26 protein-coding genes and 1 tRNA gene are annotated in these 25797 nt (G+C 61.8%); 7 read left to right on the forward strand and 20 right to left on the reverse strand.

The window, feature by feature from the left end; all coding sequences use genetic code 11:
* Positions 1-116 precede the first annotated feature (116 nt).
* Both ACESSC_RS07095 and ACESSC_RS07100 read right to left on the reverse strand, forming a co-directional pair.
* On the reverse strand, positions 117-341 hold the full coding sequence (locus ACESSC_RS07095) for a hypothetical protein (RefSeq protein ID WP_373162155.1): 225 nt from the start codon (positions 339-341) through the stop codon (positions 117-119).
* A 187-nt stretch (positions 342-528) separates the two neighbouring features.
* A tRNA-Met gene (locus ACESSC_RS07100) sits at positions 529-605 on the reverse strand.
* 196 nt (positions 606-801) lie between these two features.
* On the opposite strand from ACESSC_RS07100, the gene ACESSC_RS07105 reads away from it, so the two are divergent.
* Positions 802-1575: a type III pantothenate kinase gene (locus ACESSC_RS07105; protein ID WP_373162157.1), complete on the forward strand. Its 774-nt coding sequence runs from the start codon at positions 802-804 to the stop codon at positions 1573-1575.
* Between the two features lie 195 nt (positions 1576-1770).
* On the opposite strand, the gene ACESSC_RS07110 is transcribed toward ACESSC_RS07105, so the two are convergent.
* The 3 genes from ACESSC_RS07110 to ACESSC_RS07120 all read right to left on the reverse strand — a co-directional run bounded on the left by ACESSC_RS07110 (position 1771) and on the right by ACESSC_RS07120 (position 5051).
* Positions 1771-2472: a hypothetical protein gene (locus ACESSC_RS07110; RefSeq protein WP_373162159.1), complete on the reverse strand. Its 702-nt coding sequence runs from the start codon at positions 2470-2472 to the stop codon at positions 1771-1773.
* On the reverse strand, positions 2473-4203 hold the full coding sequence (folP, locus tag ACESSC_RS07115) for a dihydropteroate synthase (RefSeq protein WP_373162162.1): 1731 nt from the start codon (positions 4201-4203) through the stop codon (positions 2473-2475). It lies immediately after the preceding gene.
* A 95-nt stretch (positions 4204-4298) separates the two neighbouring features.
* Positions 4299-5051: an NAD-dependent protein deacylase gene (locus ACESSC_RS07120; RefSeq protein WP_373162164.1), complete on the reverse strand. Its 753-nt coding sequence runs from the start codon at positions 5049-5051 to the stop codon at positions 4299-4301.
* A 135-nt stretch (positions 5052-5186) separates the two neighbouring features.
* Here ACESSC_RS07120 and ACESSC_RS07125 point away from each other — a divergent pair, with 135 nt between their 5' ends.
* On the forward strand, positions 5187-6005 hold the full coding sequence (locus tag ACESSC_RS07125) for an exodeoxyribonuclease III (protein WP_373162166.1): 819 nt from the start codon (positions 5187-5189) through the stop codon (positions 6003-6005).
* 536 nt (positions 6006-6541) lie between these two features.
* Here the strand turns inward: ACESSC_RS07125 and ACESSC_RS07130 are convergent.
* Genes ACESSC_RS07130 through ACESSC_RS07140 form a run of 3 tightly spaced genes read right to left on the reverse strand, consistent with a single transcriptional unit; the run spans position 6542 to position 9781 of the window.
* A complete protein-coding gene (locus ACESSC_RS07130; protein ID WP_373162168.1) occupies positions 6542-7255 on the reverse strand; it encodes a DUF6580 family putative transport protein in 714 nt (237 codons plus the stop codon).
* Between the two features lie 4 nt (positions 7256-7259).
* Positions 7260-8903: an ABC transporter ATP-binding protein gene (locus ACESSC_RS07135; RefSeq protein WP_373162170.1), complete on the reverse strand. Its 1644-nt coding sequence runs from the start codon at positions 8901-8903 to the stop codon at positions 7260-7262.
* Positions 8903-9781, reverse strand: coding sequence for an energy-coupling factor transporter transmembrane component T (locus ACESSC_RS07140; protein ID WP_373162271.1), 879 nt, complete (start codon positions 9779-9781; stop codon positions 8903-8905). The genes ACESSC_RS07135 and ACESSC_RS07140 overlap by 1 nt, the downstream gene beginning before the upstream one ends.
* Before the next feature lie 204 nt (positions 9782-9985).
* On the opposite strand from ACESSC_RS07140, the gene glmU reads away from it, so the two are divergent.
* The 5 genes from glmU (at position 9986) to gltA (ending at position 16044) form a co-directional block, all read left to right on the forward strand.
* Positions 9986-11398, forward strand: a complete 1413-nt coding sequence (gene glmU, locus ACESSC_RS07145) for a bifunctional UDP-N-acetylglucosamine diphosphorylase/glucosamine-1-phosphate N-acetyltransferase GlmU (RefSeq protein WP_373162171.1) — start codon at positions 9986-9988, stop codon at positions 11396-11398.
* A gap of 192 nt (positions 11399-11590) precedes the next feature.
* Entirely contained in the window at positions 11591-12577 is a 987-nt protein-coding gene (locus tag ACESSC_RS07150) for a ribose-phosphate diphosphokinase (protein ID WP_089573682.1), read from the forward strand.
* 225 nt (positions 12578-12802) lie between these two features.
* The gene (gene pth / locus ACESSC_RS07155; RefSeq protein WP_195246394.1) at positions 12803-13432 is read left to right on the forward strand and encodes an aminoacyl-tRNA hydrolase; all 630 of its coding nucleotides are present in this window, start codon (positions 12803-12805) and stop codon (positions 13430-13432) included.
* 372 nt (positions 13433-13804) lie between these two features.
* Complete coding sequence (locus tag ACESSC_RS07160; RefSeq protein ID WP_373162173.1) at positions 13805-14644, forward strand: sulfide/dihydroorotate dehydrogenase-like FAD/NAD-binding protein; 840 nt, start codon at positions 13805-13807, stop codon at positions 14642-14644.
* Positions 14635-16044: an NADPH-dependent glutamate synthase gene (gltA, locus tag ACESSC_RS07165; protein ID WP_089572633.1), complete on the forward strand. Its 1410-nt coding sequence runs from the start codon at positions 14635-14637 to the stop codon at positions 16042-16044. The genes ACESSC_RS07160 and gltA overlap by 10 nt, the downstream gene beginning before the upstream one ends.
* 460 nt (positions 16045-16504) lie before the next feature.
* Here the strand turns inward: gltA and ACESSC_RS07170 are convergent, their stop codons facing one another.
* The 12 genes from ACESSC_RS07170 to purM all read right to left on the reverse strand — a co-directional run bounded on the left by ACESSC_RS07170 (position 16505) and on the right by purM (position 25728).
* Positions 16505-17128, reverse strand: a complete 624-nt coding sequence (locus tag ACESSC_RS07170) for a cytidylate kinase-like family protein (protein ID WP_055251542.1) — start codon at positions 17126-17128, stop codon at positions 16505-16507.
* 171 nt (positions 17129-17299) lie between these two features.
* Positions 17300-17938, reverse strand: coding sequence for an amino acid ABC transporter permease (locus ACESSC_RS07175; RefSeq protein WP_055285379.1), 639 nt, complete (start codon positions 17936-17938; stop codon positions 17300-17302).
* Between the two features lie 3 nt (positions 17939-17941).
* Positions 17942-18688: an amino acid ABC transporter permease gene (locus ACESSC_RS07180; protein WP_373162175.1), complete on the reverse strand. Its 747-nt coding sequence runs from the start codon at positions 18686-18688 to the stop codon at positions 17942-17944.
* Positions 18689-18713: 25 nt separating this feature from the next.
* Complete coding sequence (locus ACESSC_RS07185; RefSeq protein WP_373162176.1) at positions 18714-19589, reverse strand: transporter substrate-binding domain-containing protein; 876 nt, start codon at positions 19587-19589, stop codon at positions 18714-18716.
* 8 nt (positions 19590-19597) lie between these two features.
* Positions 19598-20329, reverse strand: coding sequence for an amino acid ABC transporter ATP-binding protein (locus ACESSC_RS07190; RefSeq protein ID WP_055251548.1), 732 nt, complete (start codon positions 20327-20329; stop codon positions 19598-19600).
* A gap of 271 nt (positions 20330-20600) precedes the next feature.
* Positions 20601-21044, reverse strand: a complete 444-nt coding sequence (locus ACESSC_RS07195) for a GatB/YqeY domain-containing protein (protein ID WP_373162179.1) — start codon at positions 21042-21044, stop codon at positions 20601-20603.
* Positions 21045-21098: 54 nt separating this feature from the next.
* Positions 21099-22319 (reverse strand): peptidylprolyl isomerase, encoded by a 1221-nt coding sequence (locus ACESSC_RS07200; RefSeq protein ID WP_373162181.1) that lies wholly within the window; start codon positions 22317-22319, stop codon positions 21099-21101.
* Between the two features lie 135 nt (positions 22320-22454).
* A complete protein-coding gene (locus ACESSC_RS07205; protein WP_373162184.1) occupies positions 22455-22919 on the reverse strand; it encodes a PTS sugar transporter subunit IIA in 465 nt (154 codons plus the stop codon).
* Between the two features lie 65 nt (positions 22920-22984).
* Complete coding sequence (locus ACESSC_RS07210; RefSeq protein ID WP_373162186.1) at positions 22985-23452, reverse strand: PIN domain-containing protein; 468 nt, start codon at positions 23450-23452, stop codon at positions 22985-22987.
* The gene (locus ACESSC_RS07215) at positions 23449-23793 is read right to left on the reverse strand and encodes a type II toxin-antitoxin system RelB/DinJ family antitoxin (RefSeq protein ID WP_373162187.1); all 345 of its coding nucleotides are present in this window, start codon (positions 23791-23793) and stop codon (positions 23449-23451) included. Before ACESSC_RS07215 ends, ACESSC_RS07210 begins: the two co-directional genes overlap by 4 nt.
* Positions 23794-23936: 143 nt before the next feature.
* Positions 23937-24635, reverse strand: a complete 699-nt coding sequence (gene purN / locus ACESSC_RS07220; RefSeq protein WP_373162190.1) for a phosphoribosylglycinamide formyltransferase — start codon at positions 24633-24635, stop codon at positions 23937-23939.
* A complete protein-coding gene (purM, locus tag ACESSC_RS07225; protein WP_373162193.1) occupies positions 24625-25728 on the reverse strand; it encodes a phosphoribosylformylglycinamidine cyclo-ligase in 1104 nt (367 codons plus the stop codon). The genes purN and purM overlap by 11 nt, the downstream gene beginning before the upstream one ends.
* Positions 25729-25797: the final 69 nt, after the last annotated feature.

Raw genomic sequence — 25797 nt, forward strand, 5'->3', positions numbered from 1 at the left:
TTGCCCGTATCGTAGGCAATGCGCCGAATGCTCGCCATCGAAATTTATCGGTGGCCCACTTCAGACTGTAATGGGCAGTGTGCTTCACGGCGTCCGCCCCTGATAATCGAGTTTTCTTATTTATGGTTCCGCTGTGCCTCGAGCACATCGAGCGGCGTAAGCGCCTGAATAGCGCGCTCTTTTCCAAAGATTGCCGAGCACACGAGCGTTCCCGACATAACCAGGCAAACCGCGAGCGCGATTCCAAAGGCCCAGAATGCGAAGAGGTGGCCAAAGTTGATCGGCTGCTGCAGCATAAACGTGAAGAACGACGTGGCAAGACCCATAAAGACGCAGGGCACATTGGAGCAGATCGAGACAAACCAAAACCGTCCCGGCAGAAAATCTCAATCTGTAACACCTGGCCGCCCAAATCGGGTCTAGATGTTACAGATCGAGATTTTGTTTGAGATGTTGGGAATTGGGCTGAGAGAACAGTCCCGGAATAACAAAAAAGCTCGCCGGCTAGGCCGACGAGCTGCAAGTTCTTGGTCGCGGGGGCAGGATTTGAACCTACGACCTCCGGGTTATGAGCCCGGCGAGCTACCAGACTGCTCCACCCCGCAATGTCTGGGCGCCTCATGTGCGCAAGAAAGAATATTACGCGGGAGTTCGGTAAACGGCAAGGAAAATCTCGTAGAGCATAATTCCTTCATATTTAAGCCCCTCAGACCATATCACCGTAAACGAATCGCAGCCGAGCGCCGTCGACGGCACGTATACAATGGTGCGCGTCCCTTTATGCCAACACCGGGAGTAGACATGCTGCTCGCTATCGATATGGGAAACACGCAGACGGCCATGGGCCTGTTTGACGGAGACGAGCTGGTGCAGTCGTGGCGCATGCCCACCGACCGCTCCTATACCGCCGACGAGATCCACGTGCGCCTGATGGGTTTCTTTAAGATGTACGGCCTTTCGCTCGATGCGGTCGACGCGATCGCTTTTGCCGGCGTAGTGCCGCAGCTCTCGCGCGAATGGCACGCCGTAGCCGACCGCATTGCCGTGGACGCCATCGTCATCGGACCGCAGACGGCCGCGGTGACCAAGCTGCGTGCGGCGCGTCCCCAGGCCGTAGGCGCCGACCGTGTCGCCAACGCCGTTGCGGCCGAAACTTTCTACGGCGCGCCGGCGATCGTGGTGGACTTTGGCACCGCGACCAATATCGACGTCATCGATGAGGACGGTTATTACATTGGCGGAGCGATCGCGCCGGGTATCCGCATCTCCATGGACGCGCTTGCCACCCGTGCCGCCAAGCTCGCCAGCGTGCCGCTCGAGGCACCCGAGCACGCCATCGGTCGCGACACCGAGGAATGCATCAAGGTCGGCGCCGTGATGGGCGCCGCCGCCATGGCCGAGGGCCTGGTCACACGCATGAAGCGCGAGCTGGGACGCGAAGACGCCACCGTTATCGCCACGGGCGGTCTCGCCGGCATCGTCGCCGATTCGACCGATGCCTTCGACGTGGTCGACGGACAACTCACCATCAAGGGTATCTGCGAAATCTACCACCGCATGCAGGAGCTGGGGTAAGACAGGGGCTTAAGTCGAGCGCGAGCGCGAGCGGCGAACTAGGCAACACATCGGCCCTATTCCTCAAAATCGAAAATTTTTCAGTTTTGGGGAATAGGACGCTGGTAACCCATTCCCCAAACAAGCGAGGCCCTCCCCGGCACAGCCGAGGAGAGCTTCGTTGTCATCGTTATCTTTGGGCGCGGGCGCCTCGCGTTACAGCCCGCGAATCCGTACGGCCTCGGGCGGAAACTCCTGCTCGCCGGCATCGGTCTTGATGGTCGCGCGGCCCCAGATGTCCAGACCCGCGAACACACCGACCGCGAGCGGCAGGCCGTTGGGCGACACCGCCGCAACTTGGCGGCCCAGCAGCGGCACCATATCGAAATACTCGCCCAGCACGGGAGCCAGCGGACCGGCAGCGCCCTGCGGCGTGTTGGCAACAACCGCCCAGGCGTCCACGCGGGTCAGCACGGCGGCGGACAGCGCCTCGACCAGCGCTTCGTCGGCCACATCCACACCGAGCTCGCTCAGCGCCGAGCGCTCAATATCCACCGTCACGGCACCGAACATGCCCGCGGCACCGGCACCGCCGTTCACGGCAACACGCGCGAGCGACGTCTCAAACGCAGGCGCACCGCACACGATATCGCTCGGCCACTGGATACCCACTTTACCGGCAAGGCCCAACCCCGGCGTCGAAGCCGTGCCCACGAGCGCGTCCATCATGCCCATCGCGGCCACAAACGGCAGGCCGTGGAAGGCGTGCATATTCACATCGGGGCGCACGACCAGCGAAAACGTCAGCGACGCCTCGCCCGCGCTCCACGCGCACCAGCCCGCGGACGCACCCTCGCGACCCGCGTCGCGCGCGGCGTCAAGCTCGGTGCCAACGGCCACAGCATTCATCTCAATCATCTACATACGCCCCAATTCGCCCACGATATGGCCCACGCGATCCTCGGGCTCCTTGACCTCGACGCCGTTGTAGCGGAAGAACCGAGCCGGGTCGTGCATCAGGTCCTCGAGCGGCACCAGCACAAAGTCACGCTCGCCGATCAGCGGATGCGGCAGGCGCAGCTTCTTGCCGCCGTGGGTCTCGCCGTCCATCCACAGCAGGTCCAAGTCGATGGTGCGCGGGCCGTTGGCCTTGGCCTTCTTGGAACGGTCGCGGCCCAGCTCGGCCTCGATCTTCATGAGCTCGTCAAGCAGCACCAGCGGAGCCAGCTCGGTCTTAATCTCGATGACGGCGTTGGCAAACGCGTCCTGGCGCGTCTCGTAGGCCGGCTCGCTCTCGTAGATCTTGGAGGAGTTGGACACGCAGGTGAGTGGAATCTCGGCGATCATGTCGCGTGCGGCGCGGATGTTGTCACAGCGATGCCCCAGGTTGGAGCCCACGGCCACAAACGCGCGGCGCGGCTGCGGCTTGGCAACCGCCCAGTAGCCGTTCAGGAACTGCGCAAAGCCCGCGGCGTCGTGCACGCGCACAATGTTGGCACCGGCCTGGATGGCGCCCAGGCACACGCCAAACGTAGCGGCATCGCGCTCGGCGGCCTCGGTCACGCCCGAGACGGCGCCCACAAAGCGCTTGCGCGATACGGCGCACATGAGCGGATAACCCAGTGACGCCATCTTGGCAGTCTCGCGCTGGATGACGATGTCCTCGTTGGCCGTCTTGCCAAAGCCCGGACCGGGATCAATGCAGATGCGGTCGCGCGACACGCCGGCGTGGATGAGCGCGCGGGCCTGGTCGGACAGAAAGCCCATGACGCGGCGCATGATGGGCGCCGAATCGGGCAGGGTGAAGCGGCGGAGCTGCGAGGTGGGCACGTAGGCTTCCTCGCGGCGGGCGCTGCGGCGCATCATGGCGGCCAGGCGGTCATTGGGCTCCGATGCGGCCTCGGTGGCCTCGGGCGCGGGCGCGACGGTCTCGGCGGCAGCAGCCTGCTCGGCGGCCGGCGTCTCCCGCTCGCTTGCAGGCTCGGTCGCGGGCTCCGGATCGCCAAACGGCAACGAGGGCTGCACCACGCCGCCCGGAAGCTTGGCCTCCGGCTTAGGCTCGCCCAGCAACTTGCCGCGACGGCGGCGAGCCGGCTTCTCAGCCTCACGCGCGGCCTCGGCAGCCGCCTCGCGCGCCTTCTCGGCAACAAACGCCGCAGCCGAGGTATCGAGCTGCACCGTTGCGTGCGTGCGTGTAGGCGCGGCGACCTCGCCGGCATGCATCACGATGACGCCGCAGGTGCTCGTCTTAACAAACTCGACCATCTTGGGGTCGGTGAAGCCCGTCACGTCGTTGACGATCGAGGCGCCGCAGCGCACGGCCGCCTTGGCAACCGCCACGTGGCGCGTGTCGATCGAGACGATGGCGCCCTCTTTGGCCAGCGCGCGCACCACGGGCAGCACGCGGCGAGCCTCCTCGTCGGGATTAACCGGGGTAAAGCCGGGGCGCGTGGACTCACCGCCCACGTCGATGATGTCGGCGCCGGCGTCAAGCATCGCCAGGCCGTACTCGATGGCGGCATCCGGGTCGAAGTGCTCCCCGCCGTCGCTAAACGAATCGGGCGTCACGTTGAGGACGCCCATGATGCGCGGACGGTCAAAGCTGAGCTCGTACTTTCCGCACCGCCATGTCTTGCTGTCGTTCGCCATGAACATCCTCCTAAAATGCCCACGCCGCCGAGCTTGGGGAGCTGGCGGCGGGGTCGCTTTGCACTCAGTCTTTCTATTGTATCCGCGCGCGCGGGCTAGAACGCAAACGCGGCCGCGATGTCGCAAGAAATCAGCAGGTCGGCATTTGCATCCTGATCGGTGGGAGCAAGGTTGCATATGGCCAGCGTATCGCCGGTAAAGTAGTGTGTGAGACCCGCCGCCGGGTACACCACGAGCGATGTTCCGCCCACGATGAGGGCATCGGCCACGGCAATGGCGGCGACGGCGCCGGTCAACACATGCTCGTCGAGCGGCTCTTCGTAGAGCACCACATCGGGCTTGATGCGACCACCGCACGCGGGGCACACGGGCACGCCCGCGGCGTCCTCGTGCTCGCGCGAGCAAATCCATTCGGCACTATAGAGCGCGCCGCACGTCTGGCAAATGTTGCGATGGACCGATCCGTGCAACTCAAACACGCGCTGCGAGCCCGCCATCTGATGCAAGCCGTCGATATTTTGCGTCACCACGGCATCAAGCTTGCCGACGCGCTCCAGCTCGGCCAGCTTGGTGTGGCAGCGGTTGGGCTTAGCGTTAAGCGCGATCATCTTGGTGCGGTAGAAGTCGAAGAACTCCGCCGGATGCGTCTCGTAAAAGCTGTGCGACAGCATGGTCTCGGGCGGATAGGCAAACTGCTGGTGATACAGGCCGTCCACGCTGCGAAAATCGGGAATGCCGCTTGCCGTGGAAACACCAGCGCCGCCAAAGAACACCACGCGCTCGTGGGCGTCGAACAGCTCCGCCAGCGCCGCGGAGGCCTGCTTGGGGTCCGATATTGCCTGCGTCATATGAGTCCTCCGTCCGTGTTGGTCGGGCCGCGTCGGGCGATGTCATGCACGCAGCCTTTGAGTCGGCACACGCGGAGCCCGCCGGCGCCCCTGTTGCGCTAATCTTAAGCCTGCCAACCCCGTCGAAAGGACACCATGCCTCAGACTTACACTTTTGCCTCGTGGAACGTCAACGGCCTGCGCGCCGTGCTCAAAAAGGACCCGAGCTTTATCCAGATCGCGCAGGAGCTCGATGCCGACATCCTGGCGCTGCAAGAGACCAAGCTGCAAGAGGGCCAGGTCGATATTGACCTGCCCGGCTATCACCAAACCTGGAGCTACGCCGAGCGTAAAGGCTATTCGGGCACTGCGGTCTTTAGCCGCCAGAAACCGCTGTGCGTGCTGCATGCCGACGCGCTGTTACCCCACGCCGGCGAGGGCGAGGCGGCCGTACTCGTCGCCCAAGCCGCAACCGAGGGCCGCGTCTGCGCGCTGGAGTTCGACAAGTTCTGGTTTGTGGATGTCTACACTCCTAACGCGCAAAACGAACTCGCCCGCATCGACGTGCGTATGGCTTGGGACGATGCCTATCGCGGCTTTTTGAGCGCGCTTGAACGCGAGACCGGCAAGCCCGTCGTAACTTGCGGCGACTTTAACGTGGCGCACGAGGAGATCGACCTTAAGAACCCCAAATCCAACCGCGGCAACGCCGGCTTTTCGGACGAGGAGCGCGGCAAGTTTACCGAGCTACTCGACGCCGGCTTTACCGATACCTGGCGCACGGCAAACCCCGATGTCGAGGGCGTCTACAGCTGGTGGAGCTACCGCTTTAATGCCCGCAAGAACAACGCCGGTTGGCGCATCGATTACTTCCTGGTAAGTGATTCAATCGCCACCAACGTTCGCGACACCGGTATCCGTGGCGACATCTTTGGCAGCGACCACTGCCCCGTCACCCTCACGCTAGAGCTCTAGCCCCAACTGATCCCCTGGGGACGGAGGAAAACGGATCATTTTGGGCCTCGTGAGGGCATCCGCGTGACCCATCCGCCACGAAACACGCCCATCTACTACGTTTAAGCCACTACCCTCAACCACAGCGAACAACGCAAAAAGAAAACCGCAGGTAGAAAGCCTGCGATTTTTCATAAAACGTGGTTATGGTTGGGGGTAGCAGCTTAAACGTAGTAGATGGGCCAGTTTCATGGCAAGCGCCGTCAACTGATTCCCTGGGGACATCTGGGGACGGAAGAAAATGGATCAATTTGGCTCTCTGAGGACCACGATGCCCGTCATATCAGCCGGCCATTCCAAAACTATGCCGGTTTACGGGGCTGAATCGCGAACCCCCAACCATACGCAATTCCGAAATAATAAAACCGCAGGTAAACGGCTTGCTCTATTTCAAAAATAGCCGGCATGGTCTGCTTGTGCCAATCTGGCCCCGTAAACCGGCATAGTTTTAAAATGGCACTTCGGCAGTATTGATTCCCGCCCCGGCGCAACCAGCCCTACAGCCCGTATTTCACGACGACACGGTTAATGCGCCGGCACCAAGGCTTGTACAGGGCGACCAAAAACACGCAGGTCGCAAGGCCGTGCATGATATCGAACGGTACGGCGGTGGCAAGACGCGCCATGGCACCCGCCCACGTGAGCGGTTGAACAAAACCGATAATGTCGTAGGCGTTGATCACAACGCCGTACAGCAAACCCGAAGCAAAGCCGTAGGTCAGCAGCGCCGGCATACGCACGGTGCCATCGGCGCGATCAAAAGCGCCGGCATGCGCCAGCGCACCGCCAACGTATCCCACGAGCCCCCAAGCATACATCTGCCACGGCGTCCACATGCCCTGTCCAAAAAAGAAATTGCTGGTCAGCGCCGCCAGCGCGCCAACCATAAAACCATTGCGGCGGCCAAGCGTCGCCCCCGCGATAATGGCGATGGCACTCACGGGTTTAAAGTCGGGAATGGGGCCAAACAAGATGCGCCCCGCCGCGGCCAACGCCGCCAGAACCAGCGTTGGCATAATCTGGCGCAGACCCGGTCGCGACGCCTCGTAGCCTGCAAAGAACAGCGCAAGCACCAGCGCCACCACGACAAGCATGGCGAGCGCCGCCTGCTCAACGCCCGCCAGCAACGCCGCAGCCATCACGGCTGGCACCGCCAGCAGCAGCGGTATCTCCAGTTTTGCGAGTAGGCGCACGATGCGATAATCCGCCATCCCATCACGCCCTATAAAACACGTTGTCGGCAAAGAAGTCGGTCGGCGGCTCCATGCAGGCGATCTCGCCGTCGAACATCATGGCGACGTCGTCGGACACCTGCTCGGCAAAGTCTAAGTCGTGCGTGGCCATGATGACGGTACCGCCGGCATTTGCATGGTCACGCAGGGCGCGAGCGATGATGCGGCGGCTGGCCAAGTCCAAACCCTTGGTGGGCTCATCAAGCAGTAGCAGCTCCGGACCAATCAACAGCAGCTTTGCCAACGCAAGCAGCTGGCGCTGACCGCCCGAAAGATCGTACGGGTGACGCGCCTCCAAGCCCGCCAGGCCCAGGCGCGCTGTCTGCTCCCGTGCTGCGGCCTCGTTGTATCCGCAGGCCGAAGCCCATTCCATCAGCTCGTCGCGCACCGTTTCGGCGACCAGCAATGCCTTGGGATTCTGTGGCAGCAGCGCAGCCGAGGCCGCCCCGCGCACCATGCGGCCACGCTGCAGCTTAGCCGTCTTGGCCAGCACCGAGAGCATCGTCGACTTGCCGCAGCCGTTTCCGCCCACGACTGCATGCACCGCACCGGCCGAAAACGCCACGTCGAGCCCGCGCAGCACCCAACCGCCCGCGCGATCGTAGCGAAACCAGCTCCCTGCCAGGGTGGTAGCCGACCCGCCGTGCATTTTTTGGAGTATTCTGCTCCCATCCGTGCGCGGGAAGGCTTCCGAGCCGTTCTCGAGCGACGTTTGCGCCACAAATTCGGACGATTTGTCCAATTTCGAACTTTTTTTCGCGCTCGATACGTCCCCGGGCGGCTCCAGAGAGCCCAAATTGTCCTCACGCCTGCTGAATACTCCGTTTTTTGCACATCGGACGGCACCCCACCCCAACATGTCGTCGGAAAACAACGATTCTCGGCGTCCCAAAGAAGCCATATCCGCCACCTCGCGCACGCGACCGTCCTCAATCCGGTACGCACACGTCGCATACTCGAGCATTGGACGCGGTTGATGCGTAGCCACAACAACCGTGCAGCCCAACTCACGGTTCACGCGAAACAGCGCGTGCAGAAAATTCTTCTCGGCAACGGGATCGAGCTGAGACGTGGGCTCGTCGAGTAGCAGCACACGCGGACGCAGCGCCAGGACGGCGGCAAGCGACAGCAGCTGCTTGCGGCCGCCCGAAAGCGTATCGGTATCGCGATGAAGCCAGTCCTCCAGACCAAAGAAATAGCTGGTCTCAGCTACGCGACGGCGCATCTCATCACGTGCTAGCCCCAAGTTTTCCAGGCCAAACGCCATCTCGTGCCACACGGTTTCGCACACGATCTGGTTCTCGGGATCCTGGAACACATAGCCCACGCGCTCCGCCGATGCCCGCACGTCCATGTCGGCAACGTTCTCGCCCAGCACGCGCGCATCACCAGTGCGCTCGCCCGCCGGCGCGATCTCGGGCTTGAGCAGCGACAGCAGCGTCGACTTGCCCGAACCGGTACCGCCAACAAGCAGCGCAAATGCACCTTGGGGAACACGCCAATCAAGCCCCTCGAGCACCGGTGCCTCGGCCCCGGGATAGGCAAAACTAAGGCCCTGCACCTCAATCGCCGGAATATCCGGGCCGCACGCCGCGCCCGACACCGGGCCCCTATCCAACCGAGCCATCAGCCAAACCTCTTCTCATCAATCGCGTGCGACGCGCAAGGCAGCATCATCCAGGCAGCGTACACGACATAGCCCAGCCACGGCGCCGGCACCGAGAGCTGCGGATAAAACGAATACTGCGTTGTCGCGGTCCATGCCACCGCCACCGCGGCGGCACCAAACACCGCAAGCCCAGCCAGCGCGGCAACGTCGCTGCGCCCCAGTCGATACCGCGCATACGTCGTACGACGCGTCGCGGCACCCCACCCGCGCGAGCGCATCGCGTCCGCGCGCTCCAGCGAATCTTCCATGCCCCAGCCCATCAACACACTCGATGCCCGCAAACGCGAACGCACGGGGTCGGCCGGCGCGCGGCCCGGCACATCAATCGCATCCTGCACCGCCAGCACCGTACGACCGCGGCGCAAAAACTGCGGGATAAGCCTCATGCACATCGAGATCATGAGCGCAATCACCGGCGCGGCATTGCCCAGCAGCGCGAGTACCTTGTCGTATTCGAGCATCGATGCCGCCGCCTCAAACCACAACACGCTCGCCACAAACAGCCCGCCCATGCACAGGCCGTATACCATGCTCTCCAGATACACCGCGCGCATGCCAATACGGAACAGCTCCGTCGAACCCGAGGCGCTAAACAGCGGATTGAGCAGCGCGATAATCAAAATCACCGGCAGCTGCCAGCGGAGTGCGCCCAGCGTGCGGGCAGCCCCACGCATCGCAAATCCATACGCCAGCCCGCCCGCAAGTGACAGCGCAATCAGCACCGGCTGCATCGAGAACATAGTGGGCCCCAGCGTCAGCACTATATAGAGTGCCGGCACAGCCGGATGCGACATCGAGAATGCCGCGACGGGCTCGTTGCCCGATTCCTCTCGCATGATATCCACGGGCACCCCATCCCCTCGCTCAAACGTCAACGCCGCAGCGCCGCCACCATACACAACCAGCGCAAACACCGCGTCAACGGCACCGACATCGGCGGCAATGCGTCAATCGTTACGCGCTCGTCATATGCCTGCGGTATCATATTGCGCCGTGTATCGTTTCCAAACACACGTCTCTATAACGTAACAGGAGATCACATGGACGCAACCGCAATTATCCTCGCTGCCGGCGAGGGCACCCGCATGAAGTCGAACCACTGCAAGGTTTCGCACAAGATCCTGGGTAAGCCCATGGTCCAGTGGATCGTCGACGCCACCATCAAGGCCGGCTGCAGCCGCGTCGTGGTCGTCATCGGCAGCCACGCCGACGAGATGCGCGCCCTCATCGATGGCGCCTACGCCAACAGCGCCACCAAGGTCGAGTGCGTCGAGCAGACCGAGCGCCTGGGCACCGGCCACGCCGTCAAGGTCGCGCTCGAAGCCTGCGGCATCACGCAAGGCCCCGTCGTTGTGCTCAACGGCGACCTGCCGCTCATCACCGCCGACACCGTCGCCAAGTTCGCGCAGACCGTCGCCACCGGCGAGCTCGCCTGCACCGTCATGACCATGACCCCGCCCGACCCCTTCGGCTACGGCCGCATCAAGCTGGGCGCCGATGGTCAGATCGAACGCATCATCGAGCAGAAGGACTGCACGCCCGAGCAGGCCGCCGAGCTACTCGAGTGCAACGCCGGCTGCTACGCCTTCGACGGCGCGCAGCTCGCCGCCCACATTAACGAGATCGGCAACGACAACGCGCAGTCCGAGTACTACCTGCCCGACATGCTCGAAATCCTCAAGGGTCACGGCCAGGCAGTCTCCATCTTCCACTGCGACGACTACCGCGACGGCCTGGGCGTCAACAGCCGCATCCAGCTCGCGCAGCTTACCGCCATCGCGCGCGACCGCATCAACGAGCACTGGATGGCCGAGGGCGTTACCTTCATCGACCCCACGCAGGCCTGGATCGGCCCCGATGCCACCATCGGCCGCGACACCATCGTGTGGCCGCAGACGCACCTGATCGGCCACGTCACCGTGGGCGAGGAGTGCCAGCTCGGTCCCAACAGCCGCCTCACCGACACCACCGTCGGCAGCGGCTGCACCATCGATGAGACCATCGCCATCGAGGCCGTCATCGAGAACGGCGTCGACTGCGGCCCGCGCGCCTACCTGCGCCCGGGCACCCACATGCTCGATGGCTCCAAGGCCGGTACGCACGTGGAGATCAAGAAGTCCACGATCGGCGAGGGCTCCAAGGTGCCACACCTGTCCTACATCGGCGACACCACCATGGGCTCCGGCGTCAACGTGGGCGCGGGCTCCATCACCTGCAACTACGATGGCGTGCACAAGCACAAGACCGTCATCGGCAAGGATGCCTTCATCGGCTCCGACACCATGATGGTCGCGCCCGCTCAGATCGGCGACGGTGCACTCGTGGCCGCCGGCTCCGTCATCACCGAGCCGGTCCCGGCAGACGCGCTCGGTCTGGGCCGCGCCCGTCAGGTAAATATTGAGGGCTGGGCTGCCGATTATCGCCGCCGCCTGCACGAGGACGACGAGGTATAACGTTTTACCAAGCACAAAAGGAGCTGTTCCATGGGGACGGCTCCTTTTTCTATCGTGACCTGCGCGACCGGATGAGTGGTCGGTTCGTGTCCGTTGACGGTAAAGACGTTATCAAGACCCGATCAACCCCGCCGCACGGTTACAATGCAACAAGGCATCTATATGGCATTCGATGTATAAAGGAGAAGGGTAATGCCGATTAATGATCCCGAGAAGTCGGAGAATATGCGCAAGTCCATCCGCGTGTATTCCGGTTCCTCCAACCGTCCCCTCGCTCAGAAGATCGCTGAGTACCTTGGGGTCGAGCTTTCGGGCCTTACGCTAAAGCAGTTCGCCAACGGTGAGATTTACGCCCGCTACGACGAGACCGTCCGCGGCGCCGACGTCTTCCTGATTCAGTCCGTGGCCGGCGGCAACGTCAACGATATGCTCATGGAGCTGCTCATCGCCACCGACGCTGCCAAGCGCGCATCCGCCCGCTCCATCACCGCCGTTATCACTCACTACGGCTATGCCCGCCAGGACCGCAAGGCCGGCCCGCGCGAGCCCATCACCGCCCGCCTCGTCGCCAACCTGCTCGAGCGCGCCGGTGTCAACCGCATCATCACCCTCGACCTGCACCAGGGCCAGATCCAGGGCTTCTTCGATATCCCGGTTAACCACCTGTCCGCACTGCCGCTGTTTGGCCAGTACTACAACGACATGCACTTCGACACCGACAACCTGGTTGTCGTCTCCCCCGACGTGGGCCGCGCCAAGGCCGCCAAGAAGCTGTCCGACATGCTCGGCTGCGACCTAGCCATCGCCCACAAGGGCCGTCCGCGTCACAACGCCGCCGAGGTCATGGGCATCATCGGTGACATCAAGGGCAAGACCTGCATCATCAACGACGACATGATCGACACCGCTGGCACCCTGTGCGCCAACGTCAAGGAGCTCAAGGCTATGGGCGCCGGCGACATCTACGTCTGCGCCACCCACGGCATCTTCTCCGGTCCGGCCATCGAACGCCTGAACGACGCCCCCATCGTCGAGTGCGTCGTCACCGATGCCATTCCCGTCGAGGTCGGCGGCAAGATCAAGACTATCTCAGTCGCCGAGGAGTTCGCTCAGGCCATCTCCGCCGTTTACCACGAGGAGCCCGTCTCCACGCTCGTCGGCGGCGACTTCGCGCTGTAATCGCATCGTCCTTGCAACCCGGCGCATCGCCGTCGGAACAGAAGAAACCCCCGCGCTCCCCCTTGCTTCGCAAAGGTCGCGCGGGGGTTTCTTCTGTTCCGACGGCTCGCTCTGCCGCGGCCGCTCTTTTGTCTGGTGGGATTTCGCTGAAACGAAGTCTCGCCTTCGGCGGGCGTGGTAGCCTTTGTCGTTGATTAAACTTTTATGTGTAACGGAAGGACAAATATGGCAGCTGCACAGCCGCTTAAGATTCGCATGGTTGCCGGGCTTGGCAACCCGGGCGAGGAATATGCCGAGACCCGCCACAACGCCGGCTTTAAGGCGATTGACGAGCTGGCCCGTCAGGCCGGCGTCACGTACTGGAAAAACCAGGCCGGCGCCGAGGTCGCACTCATCAACATCAACGATCCCGAGGAAGAGGGTGGCAAGCGCCAGATTGTACTGGTCAAGCCGCAGTCGTACATGAACACCTCGGGCGGACCCATCTCCAAGCTTTGCCGCGAGTACAAAATCAAGGCCGAGGAGCTGCTTGTAATCCACGACGAGCTCGACATTCCCGCCGGCGACGTACGTGTCAAGGTGGGCGGCGGCCACGCCGGCCACAACGGCCTGCGCTCCATCATCGACAAGATGGGCAGCCGCGACTTTAGCCGTATCCGCACCGGCATCGGCAACCCTCCCGGCAAGATGGCCGTGGCAGACTATGTGCTCAAGCAGCTGCGCGCCCGCGAGGCCGAGGACTTCCAGGACACCTGCGCCCGCGCCGCCGACGCCGCCGGCCTGGCAATCGTGCACGGCGTGATCTATGCCCGCGACCACGTCAACGGCGCCGCCTCCGCCAACGGCAAGCACTAAAACCTACCGTTTAGGGATGTTTATTTTGGCAGGTTCTATCTACAGAAACGCCCCGGTGGCCGCATCGCAATAAACCCCGCGCCGCCATACACGCATAACACCCCAAAGGGGGCCGGCCTCATCACAACCCGAGGCCGGCCCCCTTTGCCGTTTTGCCTGATAAAACCGACCAAAATAAACCTATCCCTATTTGGTAGGTCGAAGTGGATAAACCCTTTTCCCAACCGCCGAAGACACACGTAAACAGCATGTCCATGAGGGTATAATTTGCACCGTATGTCTGCACAACGCCTGTGCGCGTACGGTTTTATTCGGGCTACCGTCCATTTCCGTGGAGGCACGGTTCGGCAGCCCTAACAAGAGAGGGGTTCTATGTATAAGATCCTGGAGAAGACGCAGTTCTCGGAGAAGGTGTTCAAGTTCCGCATTGAGGCGCCTGCAATCGCCAAGCATGCGCACGCTGGACAGTTCCTCATGGTTCGCGCCAGCGAGACGGGCGAGCGCGTCCCGTTTACCCTGGCCGGCTGGAACGGTGACGAGGGCTGGGTCGAGTTCATCTTCATGGTGATCGGCAAGACCACCGAGATGCTTTCCACCTACGAGGCCGGCGAGTCGCTGCGCGACGTCGTGGGCCCGCTGGGCGTTCCCACCGAGATGGCCGAGGGCCCCTGCGCCGTCATTGGCGGCGGCGTCGGCCTGGCAATTGCCTTCCCGGTCGCCAAGCACCTGGTCGAGACCGGTCACGAGGTGCACGCCATCATGGGCGCCCGCACCAAGGACCTCCTGCTCATGGAGGACCAGTTCCGCGAGCTCCTCGACGAGGACCACATCCACATCACCACCGACGACGGTTCCTACGGCGAGCAGGGCGTTGTCACCGCTCCGCTGGAGCGTCTGCTGCAGGACAAAGCCGTGAGCCAGGTCTTCTGCGTCGGCCCCGTTCCGATGATGAAGTTCTCGACCCTCACCGCCCAGAAGTACGACACCCCCATCACCGCGTCCCTCAACCCCATCATGGTTGACGGCACCGGCATGTGCGGCTGCTGCCGCGTCGAGGTGGGCGGCGTGACCAAGTTCGCTTGCGTCGACGGCCCCGACTTCGATGCCACCCTGGTCGACTGGGATGACCTTCGTGCCCGCCAGGCCGCTTACCGTTCCGAAGAGGGCGAGTCCCTCAAGGCCTATGAGGAAAAGAGCTGCGCATGCCACTAGTTAACGGTCGTTTCGTTGCCGATATGAAGTCGCCCCGCACCCCCGATAACGAGGAGCCGGCTGCCGAGCGCGCCTGCGACTTCCGCCCCGTCGACAAGGGCTTCACCGAAGAGATGGCGCTGGCCGAGGCCGAGCGCTGCCTCAACTGCAAGAAGCCGTTCTGTGTTGAGGGCTGCCCCGTCAACATCAACATTCCCCGCTTTATCGAGCAGATCCGCGCGAAGGACTTCGGCGGCGCTCTCGATACCATTCGCGAGGACTCCATGCTTCCCGCCATCTGCGGCCGCGTCTGCCCGCAGGAGAACCAGTGCGAGGGCAAGTGCATCCGTGGCAAGAAGTCCGAGCCCGTGGCCATCGGCCAGCTCGAGCGCTTCCTGGGTGACCGCCCCGAGCTCGCCTCCACGCCCAAGATGGCCCCCAAGAACGGCAAGAAGGTCGCTGTCGTCGGCTCCGGCCCGTCCGGCATCACCTGCGCCGGCGAGCTCGCCCGTAACGGCTTTGACGTTACCGTCTTCGAGGCTTTCTTCACCGGCGGCGGCGTGCTGGTCTACGGCATCCCCGAGTTCCGTCTGCCCAAGGCGGTCGTCAAACGCGAGATTGACGGCCTGGAGGACATGGGCGTCAAGTTTGAGTACAACTCCGTCGTGGGCAACATGGCCACGGCCGAGGAGCTGTTCGAGCAGGGCTTCGACGCCATCTACGTGGCGACCGGCGCTGGCCTGCCCAAGTTCCTCAACGTCCCCGGCGAGAACCTGCCCAACGTCTTCTTCGCGAACGAGTACCTCACCCGCGTGAACCTGATGAAGGCCAACAAGTTCCCCGAGTACGACACCCCCACCAAGCACGGCAAGAACGTCGTTGTCTTTGGCGGCGGCAACGTGGCCATGGACGCCGTCCGTACCGCCAAGCGCCTGGGCGCCGAGCACGCCATCATCGCCTACCGTCGTACCGAGGACGAGATGCCCTGCCGTCGCGCCGAGCTGCACCATGCTAAGGCCGAGGGCGTCGAGGTTCTGCCGCTCGTCTCCCCGCTCGAGTTTGTCGCTGGCGAGGACGGCTCCGTGTGCGCCGTCAAGGTCCAGAAGATGGAGCTCGGCGAGCCTGACGAGTCCGGCCGTCGTCGCCCGGTGCCCATCGAGGGCGCCATCGAGGAGATCCCCTGCGACGTCGCGATCTCGGCTATCGGCACCAACGCCAACCCCTTCGCTGCCAAGATCGGCGGCAAGATGGAGCTCAACAAGTGGGGCTACATCGTCGCTGACGAGGAGACCGGCCAGACCACCGATCCCCGCATCTGGGCCGGCGGCGACATCGTCACCGGTGCCGCTACGGTCATTCTGGCGATGGGCGCCGGCAAGAAGGCCGCCGCTTCCATCACCAAGAGCCTGCTGGGCGAGTAATCACCTACAGCGCTAGCCACCAAACGGCAAGGTCCCCGTCGAGCACACGCCCGGCGGGGACTTTTTTATGCCGGCCGCCCAAACCACCACGATGGGGCAGGCACCTTTGTGGTGGTTTGGGACTTGCCCGGTCGTTTTGTCTCAATCTGTAACAGCTGGAGTCCGTTGAGCCCTGCAGTTGTTACAGATTGAGATATTGTGCCGGCCGGCCACGCTGCATCTCAATCTGTAACAGTTAGAGACCAAATATGCCGCCTGGTGTTACAGATCAAGACGTTGGGCTGACGGCCGAACGGTTCATCTCAATCTGTAACAGTTAGAGCCATTTTCGCTGGCTTGGTGTTACAGATCGAGACTATGCAAAAGCCGAGGATAGGCACTGCCGCCAAGGCCTTCCCCTCGGCCTAAAACAAAAACCACCACAAAGGTGCCTGTACCCTTTGTGATGGTTTTTGGTCGGCTAGCCTTCGAGTTGAGCCACTTTGTAGCGGTAGGCAGCGGCTATGACGTCTTTGCAGCCTTCGCGGCCCAGCTTGGCGCGGTTGACGACGATATCCTTGCCGCTCGTCATCTTCCACTTTCCGGCACTGTAGCGCTTATAGAACGCCTCGCGCGCCTTCTGCTGCTGCTTGACCAGCTTGGCGCCCTTCTTTTTATTAAGGCCGCGCTTCTTGCGCACAATCTCGACGCGGTCCTCAAAAGGAGCGGTCACCAATACGGCAATGTGGTTGGGGTTGTTACGCAGCAGGTAATCGGACAGGCGGCCTTCGATAATGCAGCTCTCGGTCTCGCCCAGGTCCAAAATGACCTGGCTCATCTTTTGGAATAATTTGTCCGAGTACGAACGGGCATCGTAGCGGTCGGGCAGAAACGCCATGTTCTCCACAGCCAGGCGCTCGTCATAGGCGGCCATCTTATCGAGCGACTCGCCCGCGCGCAGCGACGCACGCACCAGCAGCTCGTTGTCATACAGCGGAATCCCCAACTCGTCGGCAAGCATGCGACCAATCTCGTGGCCCTCGGCGCCAAAGTCGCGCGCGATGGTAATGACCACAGGATTCTTCTTATTCTCCAGATCGCTCATCGCGATTCCTTTCTAACAGATGAGAAATAGGCGATTCCTGATTCCCATTTTGTCACTTACGACCGTCCTGGTTTCCCAAGTGCGGCAGATTGCCCCGAAAGAGGAGCGCCGCGTACTAAATGTACGCAAGCGACGATTGAGGGGCAAGGTGCCGTGCTTGGGGAAGCAGGACTATGCGGCCACGATGCGGCGTTGATACGCCCTCACCAGCAGCGAGATACCAAAGTTGAGCACAAAGTACATCGCAAACACCAGGCCGTAGAGCATAAGCACCTGCGACAGGTCGATCGCATGGGCCATCACGACGTTTGCCGTGTACATGAGCTCGGCCACGTTAATACCCGAAAGATACGAGCTGTCCTTAATGACGGTCGTGCACTGGCTAAACAGCGCTGGGATGATCGTCTTAAACGTCTGCGGCAGAATGATGTAGCGCATGGTGGCAAAGAAGCCAAAGCCCTGGCTCTGCGCTGCCTCAAACTGGCCGCGCGGAATCGAGTTGAGGCCGCCGCGCACAATCTCGGCCATAACAGCGCTGGTAAACAGCGTAAAGGCGATGGTCGAAATCACAATGTCCAAACCCTGCACCGTAAAGTAGATAAACAGGATCCACAGCAGGTTCGGCGTGCAGCGGAACAGCTCAATATAGGCACTCACCAAAATACGGAACGGGCGGGGCGCATAGCTTTTAACGAGCGCCAGCACCGTGCCAAAGATGAGCGAGAAAAAGATCGACAGCGCCGAGATCTCGATGGTCTTAACAAAGCCGCCCCAAATGTAGAGCAGGTTGGTCGCGTTGAAGATTTCCATGCGCTAGGCCTCCTCTACGTTGTCGAGCCCCAGCTCGGCCAGGCTCACGCCGCGCGGACGTTCCTTGGAGCGGCGCTCGAGCCACTGCACCAGCATGGCGAGCGGAAAGCAGATGATGAAGTACATAAGGCAGCAGACGATGTATCCCTGCAGGTAACCGTACAGACTCACAAAGTTGTCGGAACGGTACATAAGGTCGCCGCCGGCCACAAGCGCCAGCACCGACGTGTTCTTGACCAGGTTGAGCGCCTGGTTACACAGCGGCGGCAGAATGATCTTGAACGTCTGGGGCAGCACGATGTACCAGTACGCCTGCGCACGGGTGAAGCCCTGGCTCTGGGCCGCCTCCATCTGACCGCGCGGAACCGCCTCGATACCGGTGCGGATGACCTCGGAGATGTAGGCCGCGTGATACAGGCCCACACCCAAGAAGCCCAGCACGAACGGCGCGATGCGCACCGGCTGGTCGGCACCGGTTATGGCCTGCAAAAACTGCGGACCGGCCATGTACATAAAGAGCACCTGCACGGGCAACGGGGTGTTCTGGTAAAACTCCACGTACACGCGGCTTATGGCACGCAACACACGCGAGCGAGTGGTAGAGAACACGCCCAGCAGCGTGCCCAGTACCAGCGACAGCAACAGACCGGCAACGACCACTTGCAGCGTCACGCCAAAGCCCCCCCAGAAGGGCCCCATGTTTTGAAATGTCGTCGACCAACGGTCGGCGTCAAATAATCCTTCGAGCATTTGATTCCCTCCTTGGACGATGCGCCTATACAAGACCCCAGGTCTTGACCTCTTGGTCGAGCCAGCCATCGGCCAGGCGATCGCAAATCACCTGATCGACCACGGCCGAAAGGTCACAGCCCTTCTTGGTCGCCACGCCGTAACCCTGCTCGCCAAACTTGACCTCGGGCTGCAACAGCTCGACGGTCTCGTTCATGTAACCGGCCAGCGTGGAGCGGTCCATGGCAAAGACGTCGATATTGCCGGCGTCGAGCGAACTCTTGATGATGGGGTAGCCGCTAAAGGCCCTAAACTCGGGTTTGCAGCTAAAGCCGTTGTCCTTGATCATCTGCTCGATCAGGCCCTGCGTGGTAGCACCCTGACTCACGCCGATGACCTTGCCGTCCAGGTCCTCAATCGAGGTAAAGCCCGAACGCTTCTTGACCATGAGTCCCACGTAATCGGTGCGGTACGGCGTCGAGAAATCCCAGCTCTTCTTGCGCTCGTCGGTGATGGTGTAGGTCGCCGCGACCACGTCGAGTTGGCCGTTATCGATCAGCGGGCCGCGCGTCTTGGGCGTTACGTCGGTAAACTCGACTAGCTCCTGGGCGCGAGCATCCTTGTAGCTCACACCAAAGACGGCAGCGGCGATCTGGTAGCACAAATCAACTTCCATGCCCTCAAAGCGACCCTTGGCGGTGTCGTAATAGCCATAGCCGGGAACGTCCTTCTTAACGCCGGCATTCAGATGGCCACGCGACTTGATGGCCGCAAGCTTGGAGCCCTTGTCGGAGCCCTCGCCGCTGGTGGAGTTGCCGCAACCGGTAAGCGCGGTCCCCGTCAGCGCAAGCATGCTGGCGCCAGCCAGCTGCAAAAAGTGACGGCGCGACACGGCCGCCCTCGTCATATCCGTCATGTCCATCACCGTGCCTAGTGCAGAATCTTGGACAGGAACTCGCGGCAGCGCGGGTTCTCGGGGTTATCGAAGAAGTGCTCGGGCGTGCCCTCCTCCAGGATGCGGCCGTCCTCCATAAAGATGACGCGGTCGGCCACCTGGCGCGCAAAGCCCATCTCGTGCGTCACGCAGATCATGGTGATGTCCTCCTGCGCGAGCTCAATCATAACGTCCAGAACCTCCTGGACCATCTCGGGGTCGAGCGCCGAAGTCGGCTCGTCAAACAGGATGATGGGCTGCTTGGTGCACAGGGCACGGGCGATGGCGATGCGCTGCTGCTGACCACCCGAGAGATTCTGCGGATACTCGCCGGCCTTATGCGCCATGCCGACGCGCTTGAGTGCGGCGATGGCAATCTCGGTCGCCTCCTCCTTGCTCTTCTTTTGCAGCTTGATGGGCGCGAGCGTCAGGTTGCCGAGCACCGTCATGTTGGGATACAGGTTGAACTGCTGAAACACCATGGAGCTATACTTGCGAGCCATCTCCAGGTGATTCTTTTTGGTAAGCGGCGTACCGTCGATGATGACCTCGCCCGACGTGGGCTCCTCCAGATAGTCGACGCAACGGATGAGCGTCGACTTACCCGAGCCGGAAGGCCCGATCATTACGAGCTTCTCGCCGCGCTTGACGGTGAGGTTGATATCTTTGAGCACATGCAGGTCGCCAAAGTACTTGTTGAGATGCTTGATCTCGATCATGTCTGCCATGAATGTCCCTTCCCTGCGTTTACACGAGTTGAACTATTGTACGGAAAGAACCAAGTTTCCGCAGCCCACACTACATTCCCGTAAAGAACCCGCAATCTTCCACCCACTCATTGGGCACTCGGGCACTCATTGGGGACAGACTTAAATGAGTACCCGGGAAGTGGGCACTCATTTAAGTCTGTCCCCAATGAGTGCCCTTCAGCTGCCATCAAAAAGGGGCGCGACCGCAATGGTCACGCCCCCTCAAAATCAACTATATGCCGCTCGGTCCCTACGCGAGTTTGGCTCCAACGATCTTTGCTGCTGCCGGCTTATCGAAGTTGCCGCCAGTGGCCTTACCCAGAGCGCCCATGACCTGGCCCATCTGCTTCTTGGACGTGGCGCCCAGCTCGGCGATGACCCGCTCGATCAGGGCCTCGAGCTCCTCGCCCGAAACCTGCGCGGGCAGAAGGCTCTCCAGAATCTTGACCTGCTCGGTCAGGTTGTCGGTACGCTCCTGGTCGGTGCCGGCCTTGATGGACATCTCCAGCGTCTCGCTCGTCTGCTTGATCAGACGCTTGATCATGCTGTTGACGTCTTCCTCGGTCACGTCGCGGCGCTCGTTGACCTCGATGTTCTTCACCTCGGCCTTAACCTGGCGAATGATGGACAGGCGAACCTTGTCCTTGGCCCTCATGGCGGCGATCATTTCCTGCTGCAGCTCTTCGTTGGTCATCTGCAAATCCTCCTCAATAGCGTGGGCGGCGCTCACGCGAGCGCCGCCCCATGATTACTCAGTCGTCGACGAATTGCCGGTCGAGCTCTTGGTGACACCCTTCAGGCTCACGTTATAGGGTACGTCCTTGGGCATGGGGTTGACGGTGATGTCGGCGTCCTTCTTGTACTGCTCAAGCCACTCGCTATATGCAGTGCTGGCCGCCTGCGTCTTCACCACGTTGGAGACGTACTTCTTGATGGCCTTGGGTACCTGCTTGATATCATCGACCTGGCTATCGACATGGAAGTAGTCGGTGCACTTGATAATGTGATAGCCGTACGTCGACTCGACCACGTCGCTCACATCGCCCTTGTTGAGCCCCTCGAGTGCCGTCTGGTAGCTGTCGACGAAGGTGGTGAGCTTGTCCCAGCCCACGTCGCCCTTCTTCTCCTTGGAACCGGTGTCGTCGGAATACTGCTTCACGGCGTCTTCAAAGCTCAGCTCGCCGGAGTTGATCTTGTCCAGGCACTCCTGCGCCTTGGCCTTTGCGGCAGCCTTGTCCTCGTCGGATGCGTCGGAATCGACCTTGATCAGGATGTTCGACGAGCAGCGGGCATCGTTGTACTTCGACAGGTTCTCGTTGATGTAATCGACAATCTCGCTGTCCTTGGGCTTGCTCGTGGGCGCGACGGCATCCTTGAGTTTCTGCTGCGCCAGGCTCTCCTTGAGCGAATCCTTGTAGGTGTCTTCGGTATAGCCGTAGGTCTTGAGGGTCTTCTTAAAGGCCTTGGCACCGCCCGCGCTCTTGCACGCGTCCTTCCAAGCCTTCTCGACCTCCTCATCCGACACCGTCACGCCGTTTTCCTTCTGCGCCTGCTGAAGCAGAATCTGCTGCGTGTAGGAATCGATGAGCTGCTTGCGATACTTCTTGGGCGTAAGGTCGTTGTTGACCAGGTACTGCGCCCAATCCTTGTCCTTGGTATAACCATAGGACGTGCGCATGCTCATGATCTGCTTGGTCACGGTGTCCTCGGTGAGGTTGGTGCCGTTGATGGTGGCGGCAACACCGCCGGTCAGCTTGTAGCCCGAGGTATCCTCTGCCTGCGACATGAGACCGGAGCACGCCATCGCCGAGACGGAAAGCAGCATTGCCAGCACGCCGATAACCACCAGGACGATCTTGACGGTCTTAGACACGTACGTCTTGCGCTGCTTCTTACGAGAGCTGGAGGCGGCGCGAGCCTGCTGCTCGGGCGTCGGCGCGGCCTCAGAGTTCTTTTTCTTGTTTGCCATAGTTGGCCTTTCGCATCACGAATCGAACAAACGCCATTGTGTCACAACGCGGCCCCCGCGACAAAGGGGGCAACCCTGGCACTTGGGGACGTTCCTTTTCTGCCGGCAGTTAGGGACTGTCCCCAAGTGCCGGTTTTAAAAGTGGCGGCGGATGGCGTCGACCATGCCCTGGGACGTGGTCTGGCCGAGCACGTCGGCTGCGGCATCGGCGTCCATAAAGATATTCATAAGCGCCTGCAGGGCCTCGACCTGGCCGCCCGGCTCGGCAATGCCCAGATTGATGACGATCTGCGCCGGCACCGGAGCGCCCATGCCAGCCATAGCGTTAAATGTCACGGGCGCGGCGGGCTTCACCACCGCGATATAGGGCTTGGCCACAAACCTCGGATCGGTATGCGGAATGGCAATGTTTGCCGTCGGCATGGCAAGACCCGTGGGATAGGCATCCTCACGCGTGCGAACGGCGTCGAGCCAACCGTCGGCAATGTAGCCGCGCGGGGCAAGCTCGCCCTCAAGCCGCGCGAACACCTCATCCGGCGTCGCACACTCCCAATCAAAAAACACCAGCTCAGGCGTAAACAGCGCCTCGTTATCCGCCATACCGTCCTCCAAAGTTGCATGAGGGCCACAATGCTCAATATGATAGCGAAACGGAGTATGCAAGGTTAGCCGAGGACCCCGATGAGCTCGAGTGCGCGCGCGGGCGTCAGGCATACCTCGGGCATCACCTCCAACATGCGTCGGTCGCTCGTGACAACATAGTCGACATCCGCCGTATCGCCCGATGCAATGATGAGATTGTCCTCGAGGTCAGGCATACGCTTGCCGAGCATGCGCGCCATCTCGCACTCCGCCAACGAAAGCGGAGAGGCCGTTGCCACCTGCATCATATGCTCGATACAGGCCCACGCAGCCGGAATGAACGACGCGTTATCCCCATTCACGTTCCGCCGAGCGAGACGCCGAGGCAAGATATAGAACAGGTCCTTTGCCGTCGTTGGCGCGTACAGAAGGTCGATCTTTCCCGCTTCGGCCAGCTCAACCAATCTCGTCGCTTCGCCAAACGCTCCCTCTTGCAGGTAATAATCGAGCCAAACGTTCGTGTCTACCAAGAGTCGTTTCGCCGCAATCATCGGCAATTCACCTCTATGTCGGCAATCATCGCATCATACATATCATCGCGTACGGCATCCCAGTCTTCCGCCGATGATTCGCCTGGCGCAAAATCCGACGCGCTCAATCCCAACGAGGAAAAAGCCAGGCCACACCCCTGCTCGGCAAGACTCTTCGCACGAGACGTCTCGCACCCATCCGTCACCATAAATCCCGGCAACGTTTGATGTTCGGCAAGATAGGTCCAAAGCGCACGAATGGCGTCACTCGGCCCCAACCCATTACGAGTCAGGACCGCATCGCCACCGGCCTTGAGCATAGGGTCGATTCGCGTGTTGAGCTGCACCGTTGCTGTACCCATAGTGACTCCTCTCTACTTGCTAGCAGTATAGCAAACAGAGCAGACCGCACAAAAGGGCCCCGCCCGCTCGCGGACGAGGCCCTGTCAGATTTTCTAGATCGTTTACGTCCCAGAGAACGCTCAATGAACGCTCTTGCACACGACTAACGTGCCGGGTCAATTGCCACCTTGCCGCTCTCCAGCACGTGGACGCGGCCGTCGGCGAGCATCTGAACAACCTCGGGATACAGCACGTGCTCAATCGCATGGATGTGCTCCTCGAGCGTGTCGACGTCCCAGCCCTCCTCAACAGCCAGCGCACGCTGGGCGATGATGGGGCCGTTGTCGTAAATCTCGTTGGCAAAATGCACGGTCACACCAGTTACCTTGACGCCGCGCGCAAAGGCATCGTCGATCGCATGCGCACCGGTAAAGCTCGGCAGCAGCGCCGGATGCAAGTTGACCACGCGGTTGGGAAACGCCGCCAGCAGCGGCGTGTGCACCATGCGCATGTAGCCGGCCATGACCACATACTCGCAGCCGCGCTCGAGAAGCTCGTGCGCGATGATCTCGTCGGCGGCAATAGGGTCGGCGTAGACATCCTTGGACAGCGTGAGCGTCTGGATGCCCGCGCGCTCAGCGCGCTGCAGGCCCTTGGCCGAAGGACGGCTCGACACCACAAGCTCAATCGAGGCGTTGAGCTTGCCGGCGGCGATCAGATCGATCAGCGCCTGCAGATTGGTGCCGGAGCCGCTGATGAGCACACCGATCTTGAGCGGCTCTGCCGTATCGGTGCCGGTCGGACGGGTGTAGGGCACAAAGCACAGGCCCTCACTAGCAGCCATCTGCTCGTTAGCGCTCATCGGAGTACACGACCTTACCGGAACCCTCGACGCACTCGCCCACGCGGAACGGCTTCTCGCCCAGCGCGACCAGGGCCTCGGTAACCGCGGCCTCGTCCTCGGGGGCGACGATCAGGCACAGGCCGACGCCCATGTTAAAGGTCTTGCATGCCTCGTTGGGCGCGAGCTCGGCCTGGCGCGACACGTAGGTGATGACGGGCGGAACGTCCCAACCCATCTCGGCGCCGTTGCGGGTGACCACGGCGTCGACGTCGTCGGCGAGCGCGCGGTTGAGGTTCTCGGTAATACCGCCGCCAGTGATGTGGGCGATGGCGTGCACGTTGGCGCCGCCGCGCAGCAGCTCCAGAATCGGCTTGACGTAGATGCGCGTGGGGGCCAGCAGGGCGTCAGCCAGCGAAGCGCCACCAAGCTCCTCGAGCGGACGGCTCAGCTCCTCGGCCTTAGCGGCGGCCTCGGGCGTGCCCGGTTTGATGCCGTCGACGCCGATGGCCTTGCGCACGAGCGAGTAGCCGTTGGAGTGCACGCCGGTGGAAGGCAGGCCCAGGATCACATCGCCGGGGCGAACGTTCGCAGGGTCGAGCATCTTGGGACGGTCGACGACGCCCACGGTAAAGCCGGCGAGGTCGTAGTCGGCCGGAGCCATGACGCCCGGGTGCTCGGCCATCTCGCCGCCCACGAGCGCGCAGCCCGCGAGCTTGCAGCCGTCGGCCACACCCTTGATGATCTTTGCCATGTGCTCGGCCTCGATGTGACCGATGGCAACGTAGTCCAGGAAGAACAGCGGCTCGGCGCCCGAAGCCAGAATGTCGTTGACGCACATAGCGACCAGGTCCTGGCCCACCGTCTCGTGACGGTCCATGATCTGGGCGAGCACGAGCTTGGTGCCCACGCCGTCGGTACCGCTGATCAGGATCGGGTCTTCCATATCCTTAAGCGCGGCGGCCGAGAACAGGCCACCGAAGCCGCCGATACCGCCGATAACCTCGGGGCGGTTGGTATCCTTGACCATCTGCTTAATCGCGTCGACGGCGCGACCGCCCTCGGCGGTATCGACGCCGGCGTCCTCGTACGTCACATGCTTGCTGTCGCTCATCTGAGCCTTCCTCTCCCACTACCGTGGCGCCGCGCGGGCGCCAAACGGTGCTCATAGTTGTCCTCGATT

The organism is Collinsella aerofaciens (assembly GCF_964243765.1).
In the GTDB taxonomy this organism is placed as follows: domain Bacteria; phylum Actinomycetota; class Coriobacteriia; order Coriobacteriales; family Coriobacteriaceae; genus Collinsella; species Collinsella aerofaciens_BU.

Bases quoted from the DNA above. Each gene is read 5' to 3' on its own strand.
- ACESSC_RS07105 (WP_373162157.1), top strand. From the start codon at position 802: ATGCTGCTCGCTATCGATATGGGAAACACGCAGACGGCCATGGGCCTG.
- ACESSC_RS07110 (WP_373162159.1), bottom strand. From the start codon at position 2,472: ATGATTGAGATGAATGCTGTGGCCGTTGGCACCGAGCTTGACGCCGCG.
- folP (WP_373162162.1), bottom strand. From the start codon at position 4,203: ATGGCGAACGACAGCAAGACATGGCGGTGCGGAAAGTACGAGCTCAGC.
- ACESSC_RS07120 (WP_373162164.1), bottom strand. From the start codon at position 5,051: ATGACGCAGGCAATATCGGACCCCAAGCAGGCCTCCGCGGCGCTGGCG.
- ACESSC_RS07125 (WP_373162166.1), top strand. From the start codon at position 5,187: ATGCCTCAGACTTACACTTTTGCCTCGTGGAACGTCAACGGCCTGCGC.
- ACESSC_RS07130 (WP_373162168.1), bottom strand. From the start codon at position 7,255: ATGGCGGATTATCGCATCGTGCGCCTACTCGCAAAACTGGAGATACCG.
- ACESSC_RS07135 (WP_373162170.1), bottom strand. From the start codon at position 8,903: ATGGCTCGGTTGGATAGGGGCCCGGTGTCGGGCGCGGCGTGCGGCCCG.
- ACESSC_RS07140 (WP_373162271.1), bottom strand. From the start codon at position 9,781: ATGCGAGAGGAATCGGGCAACGAGCCCGTCGCGGCATTCTCGATGTCG.
- glmU (WP_373162171.1), top strand. From the start codon at position 9,986: ATGGACGCAACCGCAATTATCCTCGCTGCCGGCGAGGGCACCCGCATG.
- ACESSC_RS07150 (WP_089573682.1), top strand. From the start codon at position 11,591: ATGCCGATTAATGATCCCGAGAAGTCGGAGAATATGCGCAAGTCCATC.
- pth (WP_195246394.1), top strand. From the start codon at position 12,803: ATGGCAGCTGCACAGCCGCTTAAGATTCGCATGGTTGCCGGGCTTGGC.
- ACESSC_RS07160 (WP_373162173.1), top strand. From the start codon at position 13,805: ATGTATAAGATCCTGGAGAAGACGCAGTTCTCGGAGAAGGTGTTCAAG.
- gltA (WP_089572633.1), top strand. From the start codon at position 14,635: ATGCCACTAGTTAACGGTCGTTTCGTTGCCGATATGAAGTCGCCCCGC.
- ACESSC_RS07170 (WP_055251542.1), bottom strand. From the start codon at position 17,128: ATGAGCGATCTGGAGAATAAGAAGAATCCTGTGGTCATTACCATCGCG.
- ACESSC_RS07175 (WP_055285379.1), bottom strand. From the start codon at position 17,938: ATGGAAATCTTCAACGCGACCAACCTGCTCTACATTTGGGGCGGCTTT.
- ACESSC_RS07180 (WP_373162175.1), bottom strand. From the start codon at position 18,688: ATGCTCGAAGGATTATTTGACGCCGACCGTTGGTCGACGACATTTCAA.
- ACESSC_RS07185 (WP_373162176.1), bottom strand. From the start codon at position 19,589: ATGGACATGACGGATATGACGAGGGCGGCCGTGTCGCGCCGTCACTTT.
- ACESSC_RS07190 (WP_055251548.1), bottom strand. From the start codon at position 20,329: ATGGCAGACATGATCGAGATCAAGCATCTCAACAAGTACTTTGGCGAC.
- ACESSC_RS07195 (WP_373162179.1), bottom strand. From the start codon at position 21,044: ATGACCAACGAAGAGCTGCAGCAGGAAATGATCGCCGCCATGAGGGCC.
- ACESSC_RS07200 (WP_373162181.1), bottom strand. From the start codon at position 22,319: ATGGCAAACAAGAAAAAGAACTCTGAGGCCGCGCCGACGCCCGAGCAG.
- ACESSC_RS07205 (WP_373162184.1), bottom strand. From the start codon at position 22,919: ATGGCGGATAACGAGGCGCTGTTTACGCCTGAGCTGGTGTTTTTTGAT.
- ACESSC_RS07210 (WP_373162186.1), bottom strand. From the start codon at position 23,452: ATGATTGCGGCGAAACGACTCTTGGTAGACACGAACGTTTGGCTCGAT.
- ACESSC_RS07215 (WP_373162187.1), bottom strand. From the start codon at position 23,793: ATGGGTACAGCAACGGTGCAGCTCAACACGCGAATCGACCCTATGCTC.
- purN (WP_373162190.1), bottom strand. From the start codon at position 24,635: ATGAGCGCTAACGAGCAGATGGCTGCTAGTGAGGGCCTGTGCTTTGTG.
- purM (WP_373162193.1), bottom strand. From the start codon at position 25,728: ATGAGCGACAGCAAGCATGTGACGTACGAGGACGCCGGCGTCGATACC.